The sequence below is a fragment of the Psychrobacter sp. Arc9 genome (genome assembly GCF_041431295.1).
GTDB lineage: Bacteria > Pseudomonadota > Gammaproteobacteria > Pseudomonadales > Moraxellaceae > Psychrobacter.
Genome location: NZ_JASMRK010000011.1, coordinates 1 through 16,775 on the forward strand (window position 1 = coordinate 1; position 16,775 = coordinate 16,775).

A 16,775-nucleotide genomic window follows, 5' to 3' on the forward strand; every position below is an offset into this window, starting at 1 on the left:
AGAAGTGAAACATCGTAGCGCCAATGGTAGTGTGGTTCGCCCATGTGAGAGTAGGTCATCGTCAGCTCTCTATTCTAGATAAAGCCCCCTTTGCTAACCCAAAGGGGGCTTTTCTTTGTCAGCAGTTTGGTGCCAGATCTACTGATTTCAGCCTAATTTATTCTAGCAAGCGTATTGCAGTATTGATTATAGAAAAACTTGAAGGTATGCTATTTTTTATTGAAAACGCTTCTAACTTGTAAAAAGCACTGTATTAAAGACAAAGCCGTCATTAAACTAGTAAGGAAGTATGTGTGTCAATTTGGTTGCTAGTTCTAATATCATTTATGCATATTACTATTGGCGGGGCTTTTGCCTTCGGGTTTCTTTTCTATATGTGTGCAGAGGGAAGCCCAAGCAGAGGGAAGCCCAAGCTTAACCAAAATTGAGAATAATGTTCTCTTTACCTTGTTGATTGGATATGCAGCTTCACTTGTAATCAGTGTTGGAATGGCTGTTTATTTTTACGTATTTACTACTAGCAATTTATATTATTGGTGTTTCGCCATACCGTGGGGACTACTGATTCTACTGTTAGGTTATTGGGCATATATTTTAGCGAAATTTAACGCATTTTGAGGATGCTATTAGCATGTCTGGCCTGATTAATTACTTCTCAAAACAACTCACCCATCTCAACGTCTTCTTCAAAATCAAAACCTAACTGCTCGTTTTTACGTAGCCGCATAAGCTCAATACGCAGCTTACGTCCTGCGATAAGCCTTAGCACCTCGCGTTGCTGCTCTGTCGTCATGTCATGCCATCGCTGGCGCTCAGTTCGACTACGCAGGCAACCAAAGCAATAACCCTTCTTATTGCTTTGACAAAGACCAATACATGGATTGGCAATCTCGAACAGTTCAAACTGTTGATTCATGACTCCTCCATAATGACTACCGTCATTCCTTTGACCTGCATAAAATCACTGTACAACATTATTATGTCGCAAATACTGACTAATAGTGTGCCATTTTATTGTTATTATTTCCGTCTAGCGGGTGCTATGCTTAGCTTTGATAGCCTTTATAAGATAATCATAACAAAATTAATAAGTGAGATGATACGTGAACTTGATTTATATCCATGGATTGGACAGTGATGCCAACTCGACCAAAGGCGTGTTGTTAGAAAAATATTGCCAGCTTCATCATCCTGATATTAATGTACTGCGTCCTGATTTAAATAAAACCCCTGCTCAAGTTTGTGAGCAATTATTGTCTTTAATCAAATCACTAAATAATAGTGCAGATAGAAAATCAGCAGATAAGCAGACTGAGTTGTCAAATACAGTATTAATCGGTAGTTCGCTAGGTGGGTATTTTTCTACTGTGATAAGCAATCAGATAGGTTGCCCAGTTTTATTGCTTAACCCTAGTGTCCAGCCCCATATCACCTTACAGCGTTTCTCTAATAAACCAGTATCAAGTCAAGATAACTTAAATGAGTCATCTACTAGCAAAGTCCTGCATACAACAGCGGGCGGCTGGAGTATTACGCCTGCAGATTTACAGTTGTTTGCAGATCATCAGCTGTTATCGGTAAATTATCCCGATAAAGTTGCTGTGCTATTAAAAGAAGGCGACGAGCTGTTAAATTTTGAATTGTCTAAAGCTTTTTATCAAGGTAAGGGCGCATCGGTAACGGTGCAAGAGGGTGGCGATCATCGGTTCAGTGACTTTGATGAGCAGTTGCCCATGGTGATGAATATCTTACAGAGTTTAGTACAGCCTTAAATAGACGACATTATATGACGTAAGCGATGGAGTATTAACGTTAACGTCGCTATTTTTCGTTATAATGGTTTAATAGAATTAAACGCACGCGAACAGTTAAGGATGCATTTGTGAGTCAATATAATGCGCAATCGTTAGAAGTTTTAGAAGGTCTTGAGCCAGTCCGTCGTCGTCCAGGTATGTATACCGACACCACGCGCCCTAACCATTTGGCGCAAGAGGTCATTGATAACTCGGTTGATGAAGCGTTGGCTGGTTATGCGAAAACCATCAAGGTGCAATTGCATAGTGATGGGTCGTTGTCTGTCGAAGATGACGGGCGCGGTATGCCAACTGATATTCACCCTGAGTTTGGTCAATCTGGTATTGAGCTGATATTAACTCGCTTACATGCAGGTGGAAAGTTCTCGACCTCTAATTACGAAGTGTCAGGTGGTCTGCATGGTGTGGGTATCTCTGTCGTCAATGCGCTATCAACCCGCGTTGAGGTTACGGTATGGCGTGATAGCACACAGTTTGATATGGCATTTGAAAATGGTGCACCAGTTACGCCATTGACGGAGGCAGTTAGCTCAAATAAGCGTAAACGTGGCACTAGAGTACACTTTTGGGCGGATGGTAGTTTCTTCGATACGCCCAAATTTAATGTAAAACAGCTCAAGCATAATTTAAAAGCAAAGGCTGTTTTGGCCGCTGGACTGACGATTGAATTCACTGACGATATCAATGATGAAAAGGTCGTTTGGCAGTTTACGGATGGGGTAGTCGAGTATCTAAGCGAACAATTAGATGGTTTGGAAACATTGCCTGAAGCGCCGTTTTATTATAATTATGATGCGAAAGCGGGCGAACGAGCGGCTATTACCTTTGCCTTGTCTTGGTTGCCTGATGGTGGTACGCCGATTCAAGAAAGCTATGTAAACCTGATTCCAACAGCTCAGGGCGGTACGCACGTCAACGGACTACGCACGGGCATTTTAGAAGCGCTGCGTGAATTCTGCGATATTCATAATTTGCTACCACGTAGTGTGAAGCTAACTGCAGAAGATGTCTGGGACGGGGTGAACTATATTCTGTCTCTGAAGTTCTCTGAGCCGCAGTTTTCTGGACAGACCAAAGAGCGCTTATCTAGTCGCGAGGCTGCGGGCGCTGTACAGACATTGGCAAAAGATGCCTTTAGCCTATGGTTAAACCAGCATGCGGACATGGGTACGCAAATCGCTGAATTGGCGATCAATAAAGCAGGTCGTCGTCTGAAATCTGCCAAAAAAGTCGCTCGTAAAAAGATTACTCAAGGGCCCGCATTGCCTGGTAAATTGGCAGACTGCCGTGGTGATTTGCGTGATGGCGCTGAGTTGTTCTTAGTAGAGGGTGACTCTGCGGGTGGTAGTGCTAAGCAAGCAAGAGATCGTCATTATCAGGCCATACTACCTCTACGTGGCAAAATCCTAAATACGTGGGAAGTATCATCAGATACGGTGCTATCAAGCCAAGAGATTCATGATATTGCCATAGCTATCGGTGTCGATCCTGCCTCTGATGATTTGTCCGAGCTGCGTTATGACAAGATATGTATCTTAGCGGATGCTGACTCTGATGGACTACATATTGCGACATTGATCTGCGCTTTGTTTGTGAAGCATTTCCCTGCGCTAGTGGATGCGGGTCATTTATTTGTGGCCATGCCGCCATTGTACCGAGTGGATGTGGGTAAAGAAGTTCATTATGCACTTGATGAGCCGGAGCTTGCACATATTTTAGCCAATGTGCCAGGTAACAAAAAAGCTCAGATCACACGATTTAAAGGGCTTGGTGAAATGAGTGCTGAGCAACTACGTGAGACGACGATGAGCCGTGATACACGCCGCTTAGTACAGTTAGATATGGACGACATGGTACTGACCAATAGCGTGATGGATATGCTACTGGCTAAGAAACGTGCCTCTGATCGCAAGTCATGGCTTGAGAGTAAAGGTGATTTGGCCGATATTTCTTAAGAATTAGCAATGAATCTAAAGAAATATGGGTGCAGAATATCGTAATAGGTCATTACTTATATTTATGGCTGAACGATCTATCGCATAATAAAAGCACGCAAAATTCAGCCTAGTCACAAAGGCTTAATGGTATTATGTCAGTACCTTTCATTATATTGTGCTGTCATGATACCGAAGATTTTTAACCGTTCTAAGTCTGTTGTTTCTAAACCTGCGCGCTCCAAAGTACTCCCAGAACTTAGCAAAAAACATTTGGGAGACAAGGTGCCTAAGCGTGGCAATAAGTTTGCGCCTGTTATTGCATCCGCGCTGTTAAAGGCGTCAGGTTGGCGTACGGTAGGCGAGATTCCAAATATCTCACAAGCTGTAGTGCTTGCGCTGCCACATACTTCTAATGTGGATGGTATTTATGCGATTCCAAGTTTGTTTGCATTAGATGTTAAAATCAGCATTATGGGCAAGCACACGCTATTTAAAGTGCCTGTGTTTGCACAGTTATTAAATTGGATAGGGGTCATTCCTATCGATCGTGGTAATAAAGGCTCTGTACTGCAAGCCAGTATTGATAAGTTCAAAACTGGTGAACCATTATTTCTGGGGTTATCGCCAGAGGGGACACGGCAATATACTGAGTCGTGGAAGACAGGTTTTTATTATTTAGCGGTGGGTGCTGGTGTACCGATTTTGCCAGTAGCGATGGACTACAATACTAAAGAAATACGGTTTATGTCGCTGGTTTATCCTACAGGTGATATCGAAGCAGATTTGCCAAAAATATATTCTCAGTATAAAGGGGTGTTGCCAAGACACCTTGAGCGTTTGTCACAGCCACTACAAGACATCAATAATGCAGCTGAATAAGTTAAATGGTATAAATAATAGTTCAATTAGTTAAGTTAACAGAACTGGTTGTATTGCGGGTACGCAGGCTAACAGCTACCTACAACTAAGTTCTGATAATTGATGTTGAAAAAGCCCCTGATATGATGATATCAGGGGCTTTTTTTGAGTAATATTTGAATGTTTATCAGTGCAAAAGTCTAAAACTGTGGTTGGCCGTTAGAAGCGCTAACACCACCGTCGACAGGTAGATTGACACCAGTAATCATGGAGGCATCATCACTTGCTAAAAAGGTAATGGCAGCGGCGATATCTTCTGGGGTTGCCAAACGTCCAAGCGGACAGCGAGCTAAGAACTTATCCGTCTTAGACTCATTGTCTTGGATAGCCGTCGTCATATCGGTTTTGGTGACACTTGGATTAACCGCATTAACACGAACACCATCTGAACCATGATCTAATGCTAATGTACGGGTTAAATTGGTTACACCCGCTTTAGCAGCATTGTAAGCAGCCATATTCCAGTCACCACCCACACCTGAGAGCGATGAAATATTAACGATATTACCCTTTGATGCAATCAAGTGAGGCATAGCCGCTTGAGAGACGTAAAAAGTCCCGTTTAGATTCACATCGATAGCAGAGCGCCAATCATCAGCAGATAGTTCTGTAATTTTTCCTTGGGTGGCTTTGCCAGCATTATTTACCAAGATATCAATTTTGCCAAATTTATCGATAGCGCGCTCAACCATCTCTTGTACTTGGCTTTGGACACTGATATCGCATGTAATAATGAGATAATTATCGGTGTGAATCCAAGTACGATCTTGGGGTAGCTTTTTGGCAGTTTCTTCTAGTGTTTCCGCTGTACGTCCTACTAAAACCACGCTAGCGCCTTCTTCGGCAAAGCGAATAGCAGCCGCACGGCCAATACCAGAACCTGCACCCGTTACAACGACGGTCTTTTCTTTAAAACGCTTCATAATGTTTAATCCTTATTATTATATAATAGTCATTAAAAATTCGATGATTAAAATTTCAATGACTACGGTTTCGATAAATACAACTCAGTACAGTTTGTCATCCATAAACTTGCACGCAAGCAATACTGCTTTGATATCATCATAACAAGTGATCGCTTTGAAAGCGACTGTCTCTGATAGTGCTTATGTAGCATAATTTTGCATCATTCAGATATTTGTAATACGCGATAATCATGTTGTTATTATTACGAGCTGGCCTGTGCGATATTCACCATACGATAATAGAAGGTTGGAACTTGTGTCCCATTCGATTACTACCATGCCCGACTGGGGCTACCTGACGACCGAGCTAGTCAGTTATTTACAAGCAGATGCTATGGCAGTGACTTTAGCAGGCATGCATACGATTGAGCATGAATACAATGCTCAATATATCGCTCGTCACTATCAATATCAGTTGCCACTTGGCAAGCTACAGCTGTTGGAGCTAACACTGTATTTACCCTATGATACAGAGTCAGTTGATATGGAGGCTGTACGCATGACTGCGGTAAAGTCAGCACTTACATGGTACAAATCATTATCGTCTCAAAATGAAGAAAATGCCTTAGCTGGTTATGAAGCTATGATTTTTGACATTCAGCTTGTCGGAGGAAGTAGCAGTCTCAATCAAGATGATAACGGTGACAGTGCAAACAATTCAAACAGTGCTCTACAACGACTTAAACACAATTTTGGGGTTCGTTACTTTTTAGAAGACTTAGTTGTCGACATGAGCGAAAGCATGCGGCAGCTGCAAGTCTTTAGCTGGGATGATTGGTACTCGATAGCAGCAGCGGTACGAACCCCATGTGAGTTATGGCGTTTCTTAGCTTATCATCTGGAGCAGCTACATCAATCGGCTGTAAACCATATTCCAAGTTTTGAATCGGAAGACGCTTTGGTTGAGCGTTTTTTGCAAAGTCCAGACCTGTTTGCTCCTGCCATTGTAGTCGACAATGCGCTCATCAAAAATGAAGTACAAGACGAACCTAACTCAGCACTGGTCGCCATCACACTTGCCTACAAAAACCAAAGTTCAACTGCTCAAATGTACCATCAGCATATGATACAAGCAGCCACGATATGGTCTCAGCTAAGTATGCAGATGATAGATACGTATGGTAAAAAGCACATAACTAACAGTGACGAACAGACAGAAATACCACTCGCTCACTGGCAACAACAACTCCTAGATGAGTCTTTGTTTTCACGTCACGAGCTTATCCGTACGCTATATAGACACCCTAAACAAAGCGCAGCGCTGCAAAAAGATGGCTATGTGGTACATCAACATTCTTATGAAAGTTTGGGACGACATTATGTACTGGTGTTTTATGGTCAGGAGTCAAAAGGGCCTAATAGCAAAGCAGCTGTCCAACCAAAGCTAGCAAAGATCGCACAAGACGTTGCCACACGTTTGCCAATTATTGAGCTACATCATGTAGTCGTGCTTGGTATCGACTTTATCACTGAGAATAATGAGAATTTTTTCGATATTGATTTATGGATTCAGCCAGTCGATGCGATGACTCAAAGGGAGCGCCAACTTACTAAGCAAATGCAAAAGCTAAAGCAACAGGAGTTAGATAAGCAAAATATGCCACCTGCTAGTAGCGTGGAAGATGGTAAACCTGCGAAGGCGCAAAAAGAAAAATTACCTCAAGTACAGATGAGCTTGACGATTCCAGCGCGAAAAGATAAGTAGTAGATAGACGTAGTTAGCTTTCTACCCGTTTCTTAATAATAAGAACGACAAATTTATTAATATATTTACTGACATAAAAAAAGACAGCCTAGGCTGTCTTTTTCGTATCTAAACTAAACAATCAAAAAATACTTATTTATTGAGGTCGTCATTGAGACCGCTATCAGGAAGTACGTCATCACTGTTGTAGATGTCATTAGTATCAACACGTGGTGTATCAATTACATCGGTACGTAAGTCAGTGGTAGGTGTGCTAGCAGCAGATGGTGTGTTTTCACGAACTGAATCAGCAACTTTTTCTTGAGTTGATGAACTTGGCTGTAGCGCAGATTTTGCTTTCGCTTCAGTGCGTTCATGATCCATCTTGTCCTGCATTTTACGTAGGAAGCGCGCTGCAGCTTCTTGACCACCAAGACCAAATGATAGGGCAAAGGCAACGGCTACCGCGCCTAGTGTCAGACCAAATGCTAGGTTAACGATTGAATCGGCAATACCCATCGCTTTTAGACCCATTGCTAATACTAGGCCCATGATCAATACACGTACGATGTTTGCTAGGAATTGTGAACCTTGCTCAGAACGTTCAACCACACCTGCAATGATATTGGCAAGCCAGAATCCGATGAATAGGATAATTGCGCCTAGGATGATATTTGCACCGAATGCGATAAACATCGTAATAATAGCTGAGATAGGCTCGAAACCTAACAAGTCAGCAGCTGCAATAGCGGCAAATAGCATAGCGAAGAAGATAATCGCATAACCAACTAGGTCAGAGATTTTCTTATCACCCATGGTTTCTTGTAGACCAACTTTCGCAGGTAATTGATTGATTTGAGTGTTCTCAATCAGACCCTTGATGATGTTGGCAACCATACGTACAACATAGAAAGTCACTACTAGGATAGCGACTGCCATGAAGATGTTTGGCAATGCTTCCATGATTTTGTTAAGCATATTGGTCGCAGGGCGAGCAATTACTTCAATTTTTAATGCGTTTAGAGCAGCAATAATGGTTGGAATGATAACCACTAAAAATGCTAGCGAACCTGCAATGTTAGGTAAGCTGTTTTGCTCACTTAAACCTGCTTTTGATGCCAATTCTTGTACATTAAAAGTAGAAACAAGGTTGGTTACGATGCCGCGTACGACTTTGGCAATGATATAACCAACGACGAAGACCACACCAGCAATCAAGATATTAGGGATGAAGCTAAAGATTTTGTCGACCATATTAGTCAGTGGTGCAAACAAACCATCAAGCTCTAATTGACCAAGTACCATGGTCAACACAACCAATAAGATGAACCAGTAAACCATATCAGCAATCGTACTGCTCATTGGTTTTACACCAGCTTGTGCACTTAAACGCTCATCCATAGAGGTTTTTGCAAGAGCTGCGTTGATCGCTGTGCGTGCAACAGTAGCCACGACCCAACCGATCACACCAAGTGCGATAGCGCCGATAAGATTAGGGATAAATGCCAATACTTGATTAACCATATTTGCGAATGGTGCTGAGATAGAGTTTAAGTTTAATTGGCTAAGTGCGCCTGAGATAGCAATGATGAAAATAAACCAGAAAACAATCTTGGAGATGATACCTTCAAGGTCGTAGGTCTTACCAGTTGAAGAGTTCATACGTTGATTTAGATTAACTTTAGAGAGTACGCCGCGTACCAGTGCTGCGATACCAAGGGCTACTAACCAACCAATAACGAATATCAAAATAGCACCAATGATGGAACCGATAGGTCCACCGAGATAGCCGTTAAAAGATGTGTACATTGGGTTCATCTTATCCTCCTTGAAGCATCTTATATAACTCGCCAAAAACAATGTTCATACAGCGATTAATGAGCAAGACATACAGATGGTTGTCATAAATAGTATTTTTAGAATCAGTTATATAGAGATATTATCGTTTTTGAACATAAATTATTATCAGCAGTATCTCTTATTTATATTACAGTGACTTCGCTATCGATATCTGCTTATTTTTGATAAAAACTAACGCTCGGTTACTTATCTCCTCAACTAATTCAGCTTAGCTGATGTATTGATGGATTTAAAGACAGAAAGCTTTACCTGTTACTATATTTGTGTGATAACTTGTTATTATGATAGAAGATATTAACATAGACTATACATTGGCCCGATAATTTCGTGCAAAACGTGGTTCCCAAAACTAAGATTTGTTATTATAGAGGAATGTGACATCTCGCCACTATTCTTACAATTAGAGAGTACTTTATGAAAAAAATCACTACTTTAGGCGTTAGTGCACTTGCTAGCGCTATGTTGTTAGTAACAGGCTGTAGCACCAACAATGGCAATCAAGAAACAGCCGCTCAAAGCGTTTCCATTACTGAACAAAGCTCAGCTAGTGAAAAAGTAGGTTATAGCTTAGGTTTCATGATGGCAGAAGGCAATAAAGACGCTGTCAAAGATCTAGACCTAAATACTTTTGAAAAAGGCTTCCGTGATGGCTACGAAGGCAATGAATCAGCATTGACCCAAGAGCAAATGCAACAAGTATTGATGGACTATCAAAAAGAGCAAGAAGAGCAATTCGTTAAAGACATGGAAACCAAAGCGACAGAAAATAAAGCCGCTGGTACTGCATTCTTAGCAGAAAACGCTAAAAAAGAAGGTGTGAAGCAAACAGAGTCTGGTCTACAGTATAAAGTTATCAAAGCAGGTACTGGTAAATCGCCAAAAGCAACTGACGTGGTTGAAGTAAACTACGAAGGTAAATTGCTTGATGGTACAGTATTTGACAGCTCTTATGAGCGCGGTGAGCCAATCGAATTCCCACTAAACCAAGTAATCGCTGGCTGGACTGAAGGTCTACAGTTGATGAAAGAAGGCGGAAAATACGAGTTCTATATCCCATCAGACATCGCTTATGGTGAAGCGGGTAACGCTGGTATCGAGCCAAACAGCACGCTTATCTTTACTGTTGAGCTATTAAAAGTAAAATAAGTATCTAAAGCAAAATTATTAGTTTAGGTACTTAGCCTACAAAAAAGCCTTCATATAATTATGAAGGCTTTTTTACGACTAATATTTTATCTCAGACTGATACCGAGCTTACAAAGCAAATATCAAATTGGCGATAAATTATAGATTCTTTTGAAAGACTTTAGAGTTACGGCCGTTATGGTATTTTTCTAAACGTGCTTCAGGTAAAGCGCTGGCTTCAACTTCAGCAAAGCCTTGCTCGACGAACCAATGCGCAGTACGAGTGGTCAAAACAAACAGCTTGTACAAACCATGGCTACGCGCTTGCTGTTCTAGAAACGCTAACAAATCTGCACCGCGGCTACCACTACGGTACTCAGGACGTACGGCAACACAGGCGACTTCTGCTGACTCTGAATCTAGCGTATGCAATGCTGCACAGCCCAAAATCATACCATCACGCTCAATCACACTATAGTGATCAATCTCTTGCTCTAAACGCTCACGTGAACGACTGACCAAGATGCCTTGCTCTTCTAGAGGTGACAGCAGCTCAATCAGACCAACCACGTCATCGATATTGGCACGGCGAATTTCTTCATAAGGGTCGTGGCTAATCAACGTACCAGAACCATCACGCGTGAATAGCTCTTCTAGTAGCGCGCCGTTTTTGGCATACGAGATAATATGCGTACGATGGACACCTTGACGACAGGCCAAGCTTGCACAATTCAAGAAATAATTGATTTCGCAATTTAAATCGCGATCACGTAAGAAACGATCAACTTCGTTTGGAATCATTTCACGTAATAAACGATCGTCGTCGTTGATACCCGCTTCTTCACCTAAGAAGATAAGCTTATCAGCACCCAGTGCTACAGCAGCGCTAAGTGCAACATCTTCGGCCAATAAGTTAAATACTTCGCCAGTCGCAGAGTAGCCCATCGATCCTAGTACAACGATATGGTCATGAAGTAGGTTGTTTTTGATGGCTTCTACATCGATAGAACGCACTTCACCCGTCATTTGATAATCAATACCTTCACGGATACCGTATGGGCGAGCTGTCACGAAATTACCCGATATCGCATCGATACGCGAACCATACATCGGAGAGTTGGCCAGTCCCATGGATAGCTGAGCTTCAATCTGTAAACGAATAGCACCAACGGCTTGTAAGATAGATGGCATCGCTGCACGTGGCGTAATACGGATGTCTTGATGTAGCGGCGATTCAATATTAGCGTCTTTTAAGTTCTTTTCGATTTGCGGTCGTGCCCCGTGTACCAGTACCAGCTTGATACCCAAGCTATGCAACAAGGCAAAATCATGAATAAGTGTGCTGAAGTTCGCATGATTGACCGCTTCACCACCAAACATGATCACGAAAGTTTTGCCGCGATGGGTATTAATGTAGGGTGCAGAGTTACGGAACCAATGGACGTATTCAGGGTTGATCTGGGGCATGGAGCTAGTAGTCATAATGGGAGCAGTAGTCGTTAGAATAAGAAAAGGGGCGCAGCAAAAAAATGCCTAACGCTAAAGATTTACCATAGCAAAAAACGCGGTTATGAGCTATCTTTTATTTCAGCTGTATTCAAGCATTCTTATTGCCAATCGCTGATATACACAACCTCAACACTGGGTTAATGTACGCACAAATGCTTTTTGTTATGCTAAGCGCTATTGCTTTACAGATGCTGAGCGAAGATAATCAGGTTGGATAAGTGAGTTCATGTGTTTCATAGATTGCATGAACTATTTCACAGCGATATCTTATATACATCGTAATGCTTTTTATCTGTTGAACAAATTATAAAAATAACTTAAGTTGCACCATCTGTGTTTTACCGATATATCAACCAGGGATAATGAAAATCATGAAAAAAAGTAACCAGTTTGCTAGCCCGTTCAGTGCTTGGAGCGGCCACCGCTTATTTCACGTTGTTGCCGGTACGCTTATCGGTGCAATGGTCGTTACACAAGCCTCAGCGATGCTGCCAACACCAGAGCAAGCGGTTGATAGCTCAATGGCTATTCAAGCAAATGCCAACAAGAGCAGCAACTCAAGTGCTCAAGCCGTTAATAGTAGAATTACAGCGTCACTGGTCAGCGTTGATGCCAATGGTCAAGAAGTGCTTGTCCCTGTAGATACCAATACTCGTTTGCAGTCAGGTAATGTATTGGAGTATCAAGGGTACTTTACCAATACCAATGCAGATCGCGTCCGTAAAATGACCGTTACGATGAGCATTCCAGAGCAGGTAGAACTATTAAAAACGGTTGCTCCTGAATTCCCGTACGGCAGTGTAGATGGCAATAACTTTGCTCGTATGCCATTACGTACCAAGGTTGATAATCAACTAAAAGATGTCGCGCTTAAGTACTATAAAGCGGTACGTTGGGACTTAGAAGGCGTAGGTCTAAATGATACCGTCGCTGTAAAATATCGCGCTCGTGTAAAATAGTCCTGAATTTTTGGATTAGAATTTAGCTAGCATTGATATAGCGAGCACTGAAAACTATCAATAAAAAAGCACCACAGTTTATAGCTGCGGTGCTTTTTTATGGTGTGTCAGGACGTTTGATGATTTTACTGATAAGTAAGTAAAAATACTGAGCTATAGCGTGGCATATTTGCTACTAGATTTCTCTTGAATAAGTTGTTTGATAGCATTGATTTGTGGCGTTGTAGCTTGGGCGCCTGCTTGTATTAAATTGCGTCGCTGCCTAGTATCTATTGAACTGTTACGACCGACATTGGGAGTAATAACAACATCCGCTCGATCTCGTTCGCTCTGATTTGATGCGGAGCGATTAGTAGTCAGGTTAGTAGCCATAATATTGGTCTCGAGAAAGCCCCAAAAGTCACTCAATGAGTTCATAGTCGGTATTTGATTATTAGTACTATCACTGCCTTGAGCTCCCGTCACATCTACAGCAATGACAATATCAGCACCTAAGTCATAGGCGCTATCTACTGGTACTAAACTGACCACACCGCCGTCGATATATTTTTTACCGACCTTTTCAGGAATGCGTGGGGCAATAAAAATATTGGGTACGCTACAGGATGCTTGTACGGCAAGCCCAGCGTCGCCAGTGGTAAAGACTGTTTTCTTTAGTGTGTGTTTTTCTGCTGCGATTGCCGCAAAAGCAATAGGGAAATCCTCTATGGCTCGCGCATTTATTTTGCTATTAATAAAGTTTTTTAACTTAATACCTTCGATGAAACCTTGATTGGACAATGTGAAATCTGTGAGCTGGCTATCTGTAGTGGTCAGTGATAATTGCTCAAGCTGTGCCGGCGTGTAACCACTGGCGTATAAGCTACCAATCAAGCTACCCACACTCGTACCGACCACCAATGTTGGTTTGATACCGTTTTCCTCTAGAGCTTTGATGACGCCCACATGGGCAAACCCTTTTGCACCGCCACCACCCAACACCAGTGCGACAGTAGGGGCTTTAATAACAGGCGCTGGTGTGGCGGGAATAGTCGAAGTCGATGTCAACGTGCTACACGCACTAATATAAAAACCGAGAATAGGTATTAAGCTCAACCTCAGTAGTTTTAGATTATGACGAATCAGATTGTGACGAAACTGACGAGGCAAAATAGAAATAAGCATAGAAAAACACCTTACGAAATTGCCAGAACTCAAAAAATAAGACATCAGTTATTGATATGATGAGAAGAAGCGGTTTATCTATAGTAGATGGACTGTATAGATGCTATTTTACTAAATAGCCTAGCATAAGCAATTGTATTGTCAGCTATAATGAAATGAGTCGATGTCTTTATGCATACTATTGTTATCGCTATTTTATGGCATAAGCCATTATATGCAGCCTACTAAAAATGCTCGATTTAGCATACAAAAATTAAAAATAATATTGTTAGGATCTTTAATGCCAATATCGGAGAGTCATGCCTCAGCCAACTCATTAGATCACTTTAGATCTGACATGCCGTTGTCAGCACTAGATATGCCAGTGTCTGCGCTAGCAGGTGTGGGGGTAAAAGTCGCAGAGCAGTTGGCGCAATTGAATATCAAGCGGATATTCGATTTGCTATTACATTTGCCCCGTGATTATGAAGATCGTAGTCGACTGGTATCAATCGCCGATGTAGAGCATGGACAATCAGCGCTAATTACTGGTCACATCGTCCATGTCGATACCAAGCGCAGTGGGATGACTGTGACGGTGGACGATGATACGGGTACGATATCGTTGCGGTTTTTTAAGGTCTATCGTGGTCTGGTACAGACCATGAATTTGGGAACACGCTTACAGCTATTTGGTGAAGTCAAAGTCAGCCGCTACGGCAAGCAAATACATCATCCTGAATATCAAATTATCACTGACAATACAGTCATGACCGATACGGGATTGCAGCCTATTTATCCTACTGTCAAAGGTTTACATCAAAACAAGCTGCGTACTTTAATTAAACTGGCATTGCAAACGGTTCGGAGCCAAGGTCTGCCTATGACATTGTTTACGGCTGAAGATTTTGCAGTTGTATCCGATTTGCCATTAGTGCCTTTTGAGCCATCTAAATCAACAGTATCAGAGGCCGAATATACCGAAGATATTTTTTCGACGTTAGCACGCAGCGTGCCTGATAATGCGATTGGCAATAGCGTATATAAACCCAACCCTTCTACCTATCAGGCAGATAATGATATACATAACGTCGCTGCCAGTATTGCTCAGCATAATGTCTATAATTTAACGATATTTGAAGCATTGGTACTGCTGCATACGCCGCCTACTTATACCAGTGCGTCTCAGCAATACAAGCTATTCACTCAACTCAGTGCTCGTACGCATGCTGCTTGCCAGCGCTTGATTATTGAAGAATTGACTGCGCATCAGCTCAGTTTGCTATATCGTCGCCAGCAGCTACATCAGCATAAAGCGCCCAAATGCACTACCAATAGTCCTCTTGCTGACAAGCTATTTTCTGCATTGCCTTTTGATTTAACGGGTGCGCAAAAAAGAGTGATGAAAGACATCACTGCGGATATGGCAACCTCAATTCCGATGCTACGACTGGTACAGGGTGATGTGGGTGCTGGCAAGACGTTGGTGGCAGCAGGGGCGGCAGGCTATGCGCTCGATAGTGGCTGGCAGGTCGCGGTAATGGCACCGACTGAGATTTTGGCAGAACAGCATCTACTGAATTTTAAGCAATGGTTTGAGCCATTAGGTATTGGTGTCGGTTGGCTTGCCGGTAAGCAAACGGCCAAACAGCGCCGCGAAGCATTGGAAGCAGTCGCAGAAAATACCGTGCAAGTGGTGGTCGGTACTCATGCACTGTTTCAGGAGCAAGTTCAGTTCGCTAAATTAGGCTTGGTTATCATTGATGAACAGCATCGATTCGGTGTTGAGCAGCGTATGGCATTGACCAATAAAGGCGTGGCGAATAGTACCCCGCATCAGCTGATCATGACCGCAACACCGATTCCAAGAACCTTAGCGATGAGCGTTTATGGCGATATGGATACCTCAATTATTGATGAGTTGCCACCGGGGCGCACGCCAATTACGACGGTAACTATCGATCGCAATCGACGCGACGAGGTTATAGAACGTATTGCGATTAATTGCGAAGCGGGCAGGCAAGCGTACTGGGTATGCTCACTGGTAGAGGCATCTAGCGTATTGGATGCGCAGGCAGCCGAAGCTACTTATGAGGACTTAAATGAACGTCTAGATATTCGTATTGGACTGGTACATGGCAAGATGAAGTCTGCTGATAAGCAAGCCATCATGCAGGAGTTCAAAGCAGGTAATCTGGACTTATTGATTGCGACAACTGTCATCGAGGTAGGGGTCGATGTGCCCAATGCGTCATTGATGGTTATCGAAAATGCGGAGCGTTTAGGGCTATCACAATTGCATCAGCTGCGCGGGCGAGTCGGACGTGGCTCGACCAAAAGCTTCTGTGTACTGTTATATCAAAAGCCGCTATCGGAGACAGGTACTGAGCGACTAAATGTCCTACGCGATAGTACTGATGGATTTGTCATTGCTCAAAAAGACTTAGAGCTACGTGGGCCAGGAGAGCTGTTAGGCAAACGTCAAACGGGTAATGTTGGCTACTATTTGGCTGATCTGATCCGTGATGAGCAATTATTTGCCATTGCTCAGCGGTTAGCGAAGCATTTGATAGCAGACCCTGCGCGAAAAGCAGATGTCAGTCAATTGATTCATCGCTGGATGCCTGAGGCAAGTCGTTATACCAATGCTTAGTTTTTAGTGCTTAGTATCGGCAAATGGGTTTGATATGTCATTGAATATAGCTCTGGATATAATCAAACAGCATGGCCACAACGTTAACATTCTTTATAAACGATACTCCATCCATAGTCAGTCGTTGAATACATCAAAGATTCAACGACTGACTATACGCGCTCTTATTTCTTTAAATCGGTCGATATGCCTTGAACGTTGCACAGAT

At 42.5% G+C, this 16,775-nt stretch carries 12 protein-coding genes; 7 read left to right on the plus strand and 5 right to left on the minus strand.

All coding sequences use genetic code 11. The features are described 5' to 3' along the window. Positions 1–655: 655 nt before the first annotated feature. Positions 656–916, minus strand: coding sequence for a DUF1289 domain-containing protein (locus tag QO187_RS07660; RefSeq protein ID WP_102093487.1), 261 nt, complete (start codon positions 914–916; stop codon positions 656–658). Positions 917–1,103: 187 nt separating this feature from the next. On the opposite strand from QO187_RS07660, the gene QO187_RS07665 reads away from it, so the two are divergent. From QO187_RS07665 to QO187_RS07675, 3 genes are all read left to right on the plus strand, one after another. After that, the gene (locus tag QO187_RS07665; protein ID WP_102093486.1) at positions 1,104–1,772 is read left to right on the plus strand and encodes a YqiA/YcfP family alpha/beta fold hydrolase; all 669 of its coding nucleotides are present in this window, start codon (positions 1,104–1,106) and stop codon (positions 1,770–1,772) included. 110 nt (positions 1,773–1,882) lie between these two features. Further along, positions 1,883–3,769 carry a DNA topoisomerase IV subunit B gene (gene parE, locus QO187_RS07670; protein ID WP_102093485.1) on the plus strand — a complete coding sequence of 629 codons (1,887 nt, stop codon included), beginning with the start codon at positions 1,883–1,885 and terminating at the stop codon, positions 3,767–3,769. A 165-nt stretch (positions 3,770–3,934) separates the two neighbouring features. After that, on the plus strand, positions 3,935–4,630 hold the full coding sequence (locus QO187_RS07675; RefSeq protein ID WP_228153185.1) for a lysophospholipid acyltransferase family protein: 696 nt from the start codon (positions 3,935–3,937) through the stop codon (positions 4,628–4,630). A gap of 179 nt (positions 4,631–4,809) precedes the next feature. On the opposite strand, the gene QO187_RS07680 is transcribed toward QO187_RS07675, so the two are convergent. Continuing rightward, positions 4,810–5,592, minus strand: a complete 783-nt coding sequence (locus QO187_RS07680) for an SDR family NAD(P)-dependent oxidoreductase (protein WP_102093483.1) — start codon at positions 5,590–5,592, stop codon at positions 4,810–4,812. A gap of 298 nt (positions 5,593–5,890) precedes the next feature. Here QO187_RS07680 and QO187_RS07685 point away from each other — a divergent pair, with 298 nt between their 5' ends. Further along, a complete protein-coding gene (locus QO187_RS07685; protein WP_145990540.1) occupies positions 5,891–7,339 on the plus strand; it encodes a hypothetical protein in 1,449 nt (482 codons plus the stop codon). A gap of 132 nt (positions 7,340–7,471) precedes the next feature. Here the strand turns inward: QO187_RS07685 and QO187_RS07690 are convergent, their stop codons facing one another. Further along, the gene (locus tag QO187_RS07690) at positions 7,472–9,136 is read right to left on the minus strand and encodes a mechanosensitive ion channel (protein ID WP_102093480.1); all 1,665 of its coding nucleotides are present in this window, start codon (positions 9,134–9,136) and stop codon (positions 7,472–7,474) included. A gap of 456 nt (positions 9,137–9,592) precedes the next feature. On the opposite strand from QO187_RS07690, the gene QO187_RS07695 reads away from it, so the two are divergent. Then, the gene (locus QO187_RS07695) at positions 9,593–10,324 is read left to right on the plus strand and encodes an FKBP-type peptidyl-prolyl cis-trans isomerase (protein WP_057762133.1); all 732 of its coding nucleotides are present in this window, start codon (positions 9,593–9,595) and stop codon (positions 10,322–10,324) included. A gap of 138 nt (positions 10,325–10,462) precedes the next feature. On the opposite strand, the gene argA is transcribed toward QO187_RS07695, so the two are convergent. Continuing rightward, positions 10,463–11,785 (minus strand): amino-acid N-acetyltransferase, encoded by a 1,323-nt coding sequence (gene argA, locus QO187_RS07700; protein WP_102093478.1) that lies wholly within the window; start codon positions 11,783–11,785, stop codon positions 10,463–10,465. Positions 11,786–12,183: 398 nt separating this feature from the next. Between argA and QO187_RS07705 the strand changes: the two genes are divergently transcribed. Continuing rightward, positions 12,184–12,771 (plus strand): hypothetical protein, encoded by a 588-nt coding sequence (locus tag QO187_RS07705; RefSeq protein WP_102093477.1) that lies wholly within the window; start codon positions 12,184–12,186, stop codon positions 12,769–12,771. Between the two features lie 153 nt (positions 12,772–12,924). Here the strand turns inward: QO187_RS07705 and QO187_RS07710 are convergent, their stop codons facing one another. Continuing rightward, entirely contained in the window at positions 12,925–13,935 is a 1,011-nt protein-coding gene (locus QO187_RS07710) for a patatin-like phospholipase family protein (RefSeq protein WP_371547890.1), read from the minus strand. 280 nt (positions 13,936–14,215) lie between these two features. On the opposite strand from QO187_RS07710, the gene recG reads away from it, so the two are divergent. Continuing rightward, on the plus strand, positions 14,216–16,567 hold the full coding sequence (recG, locus tag QO187_RS07715; RefSeq protein ID WP_371547892.1) for an ATP-dependent DNA helicase RecG: 2,352 nt from the start codon (positions 14,216–14,218) through the stop codon (positions 16,565–16,567). Positions 16,568–16,775 lie beyond the last annotated feature (208 nt).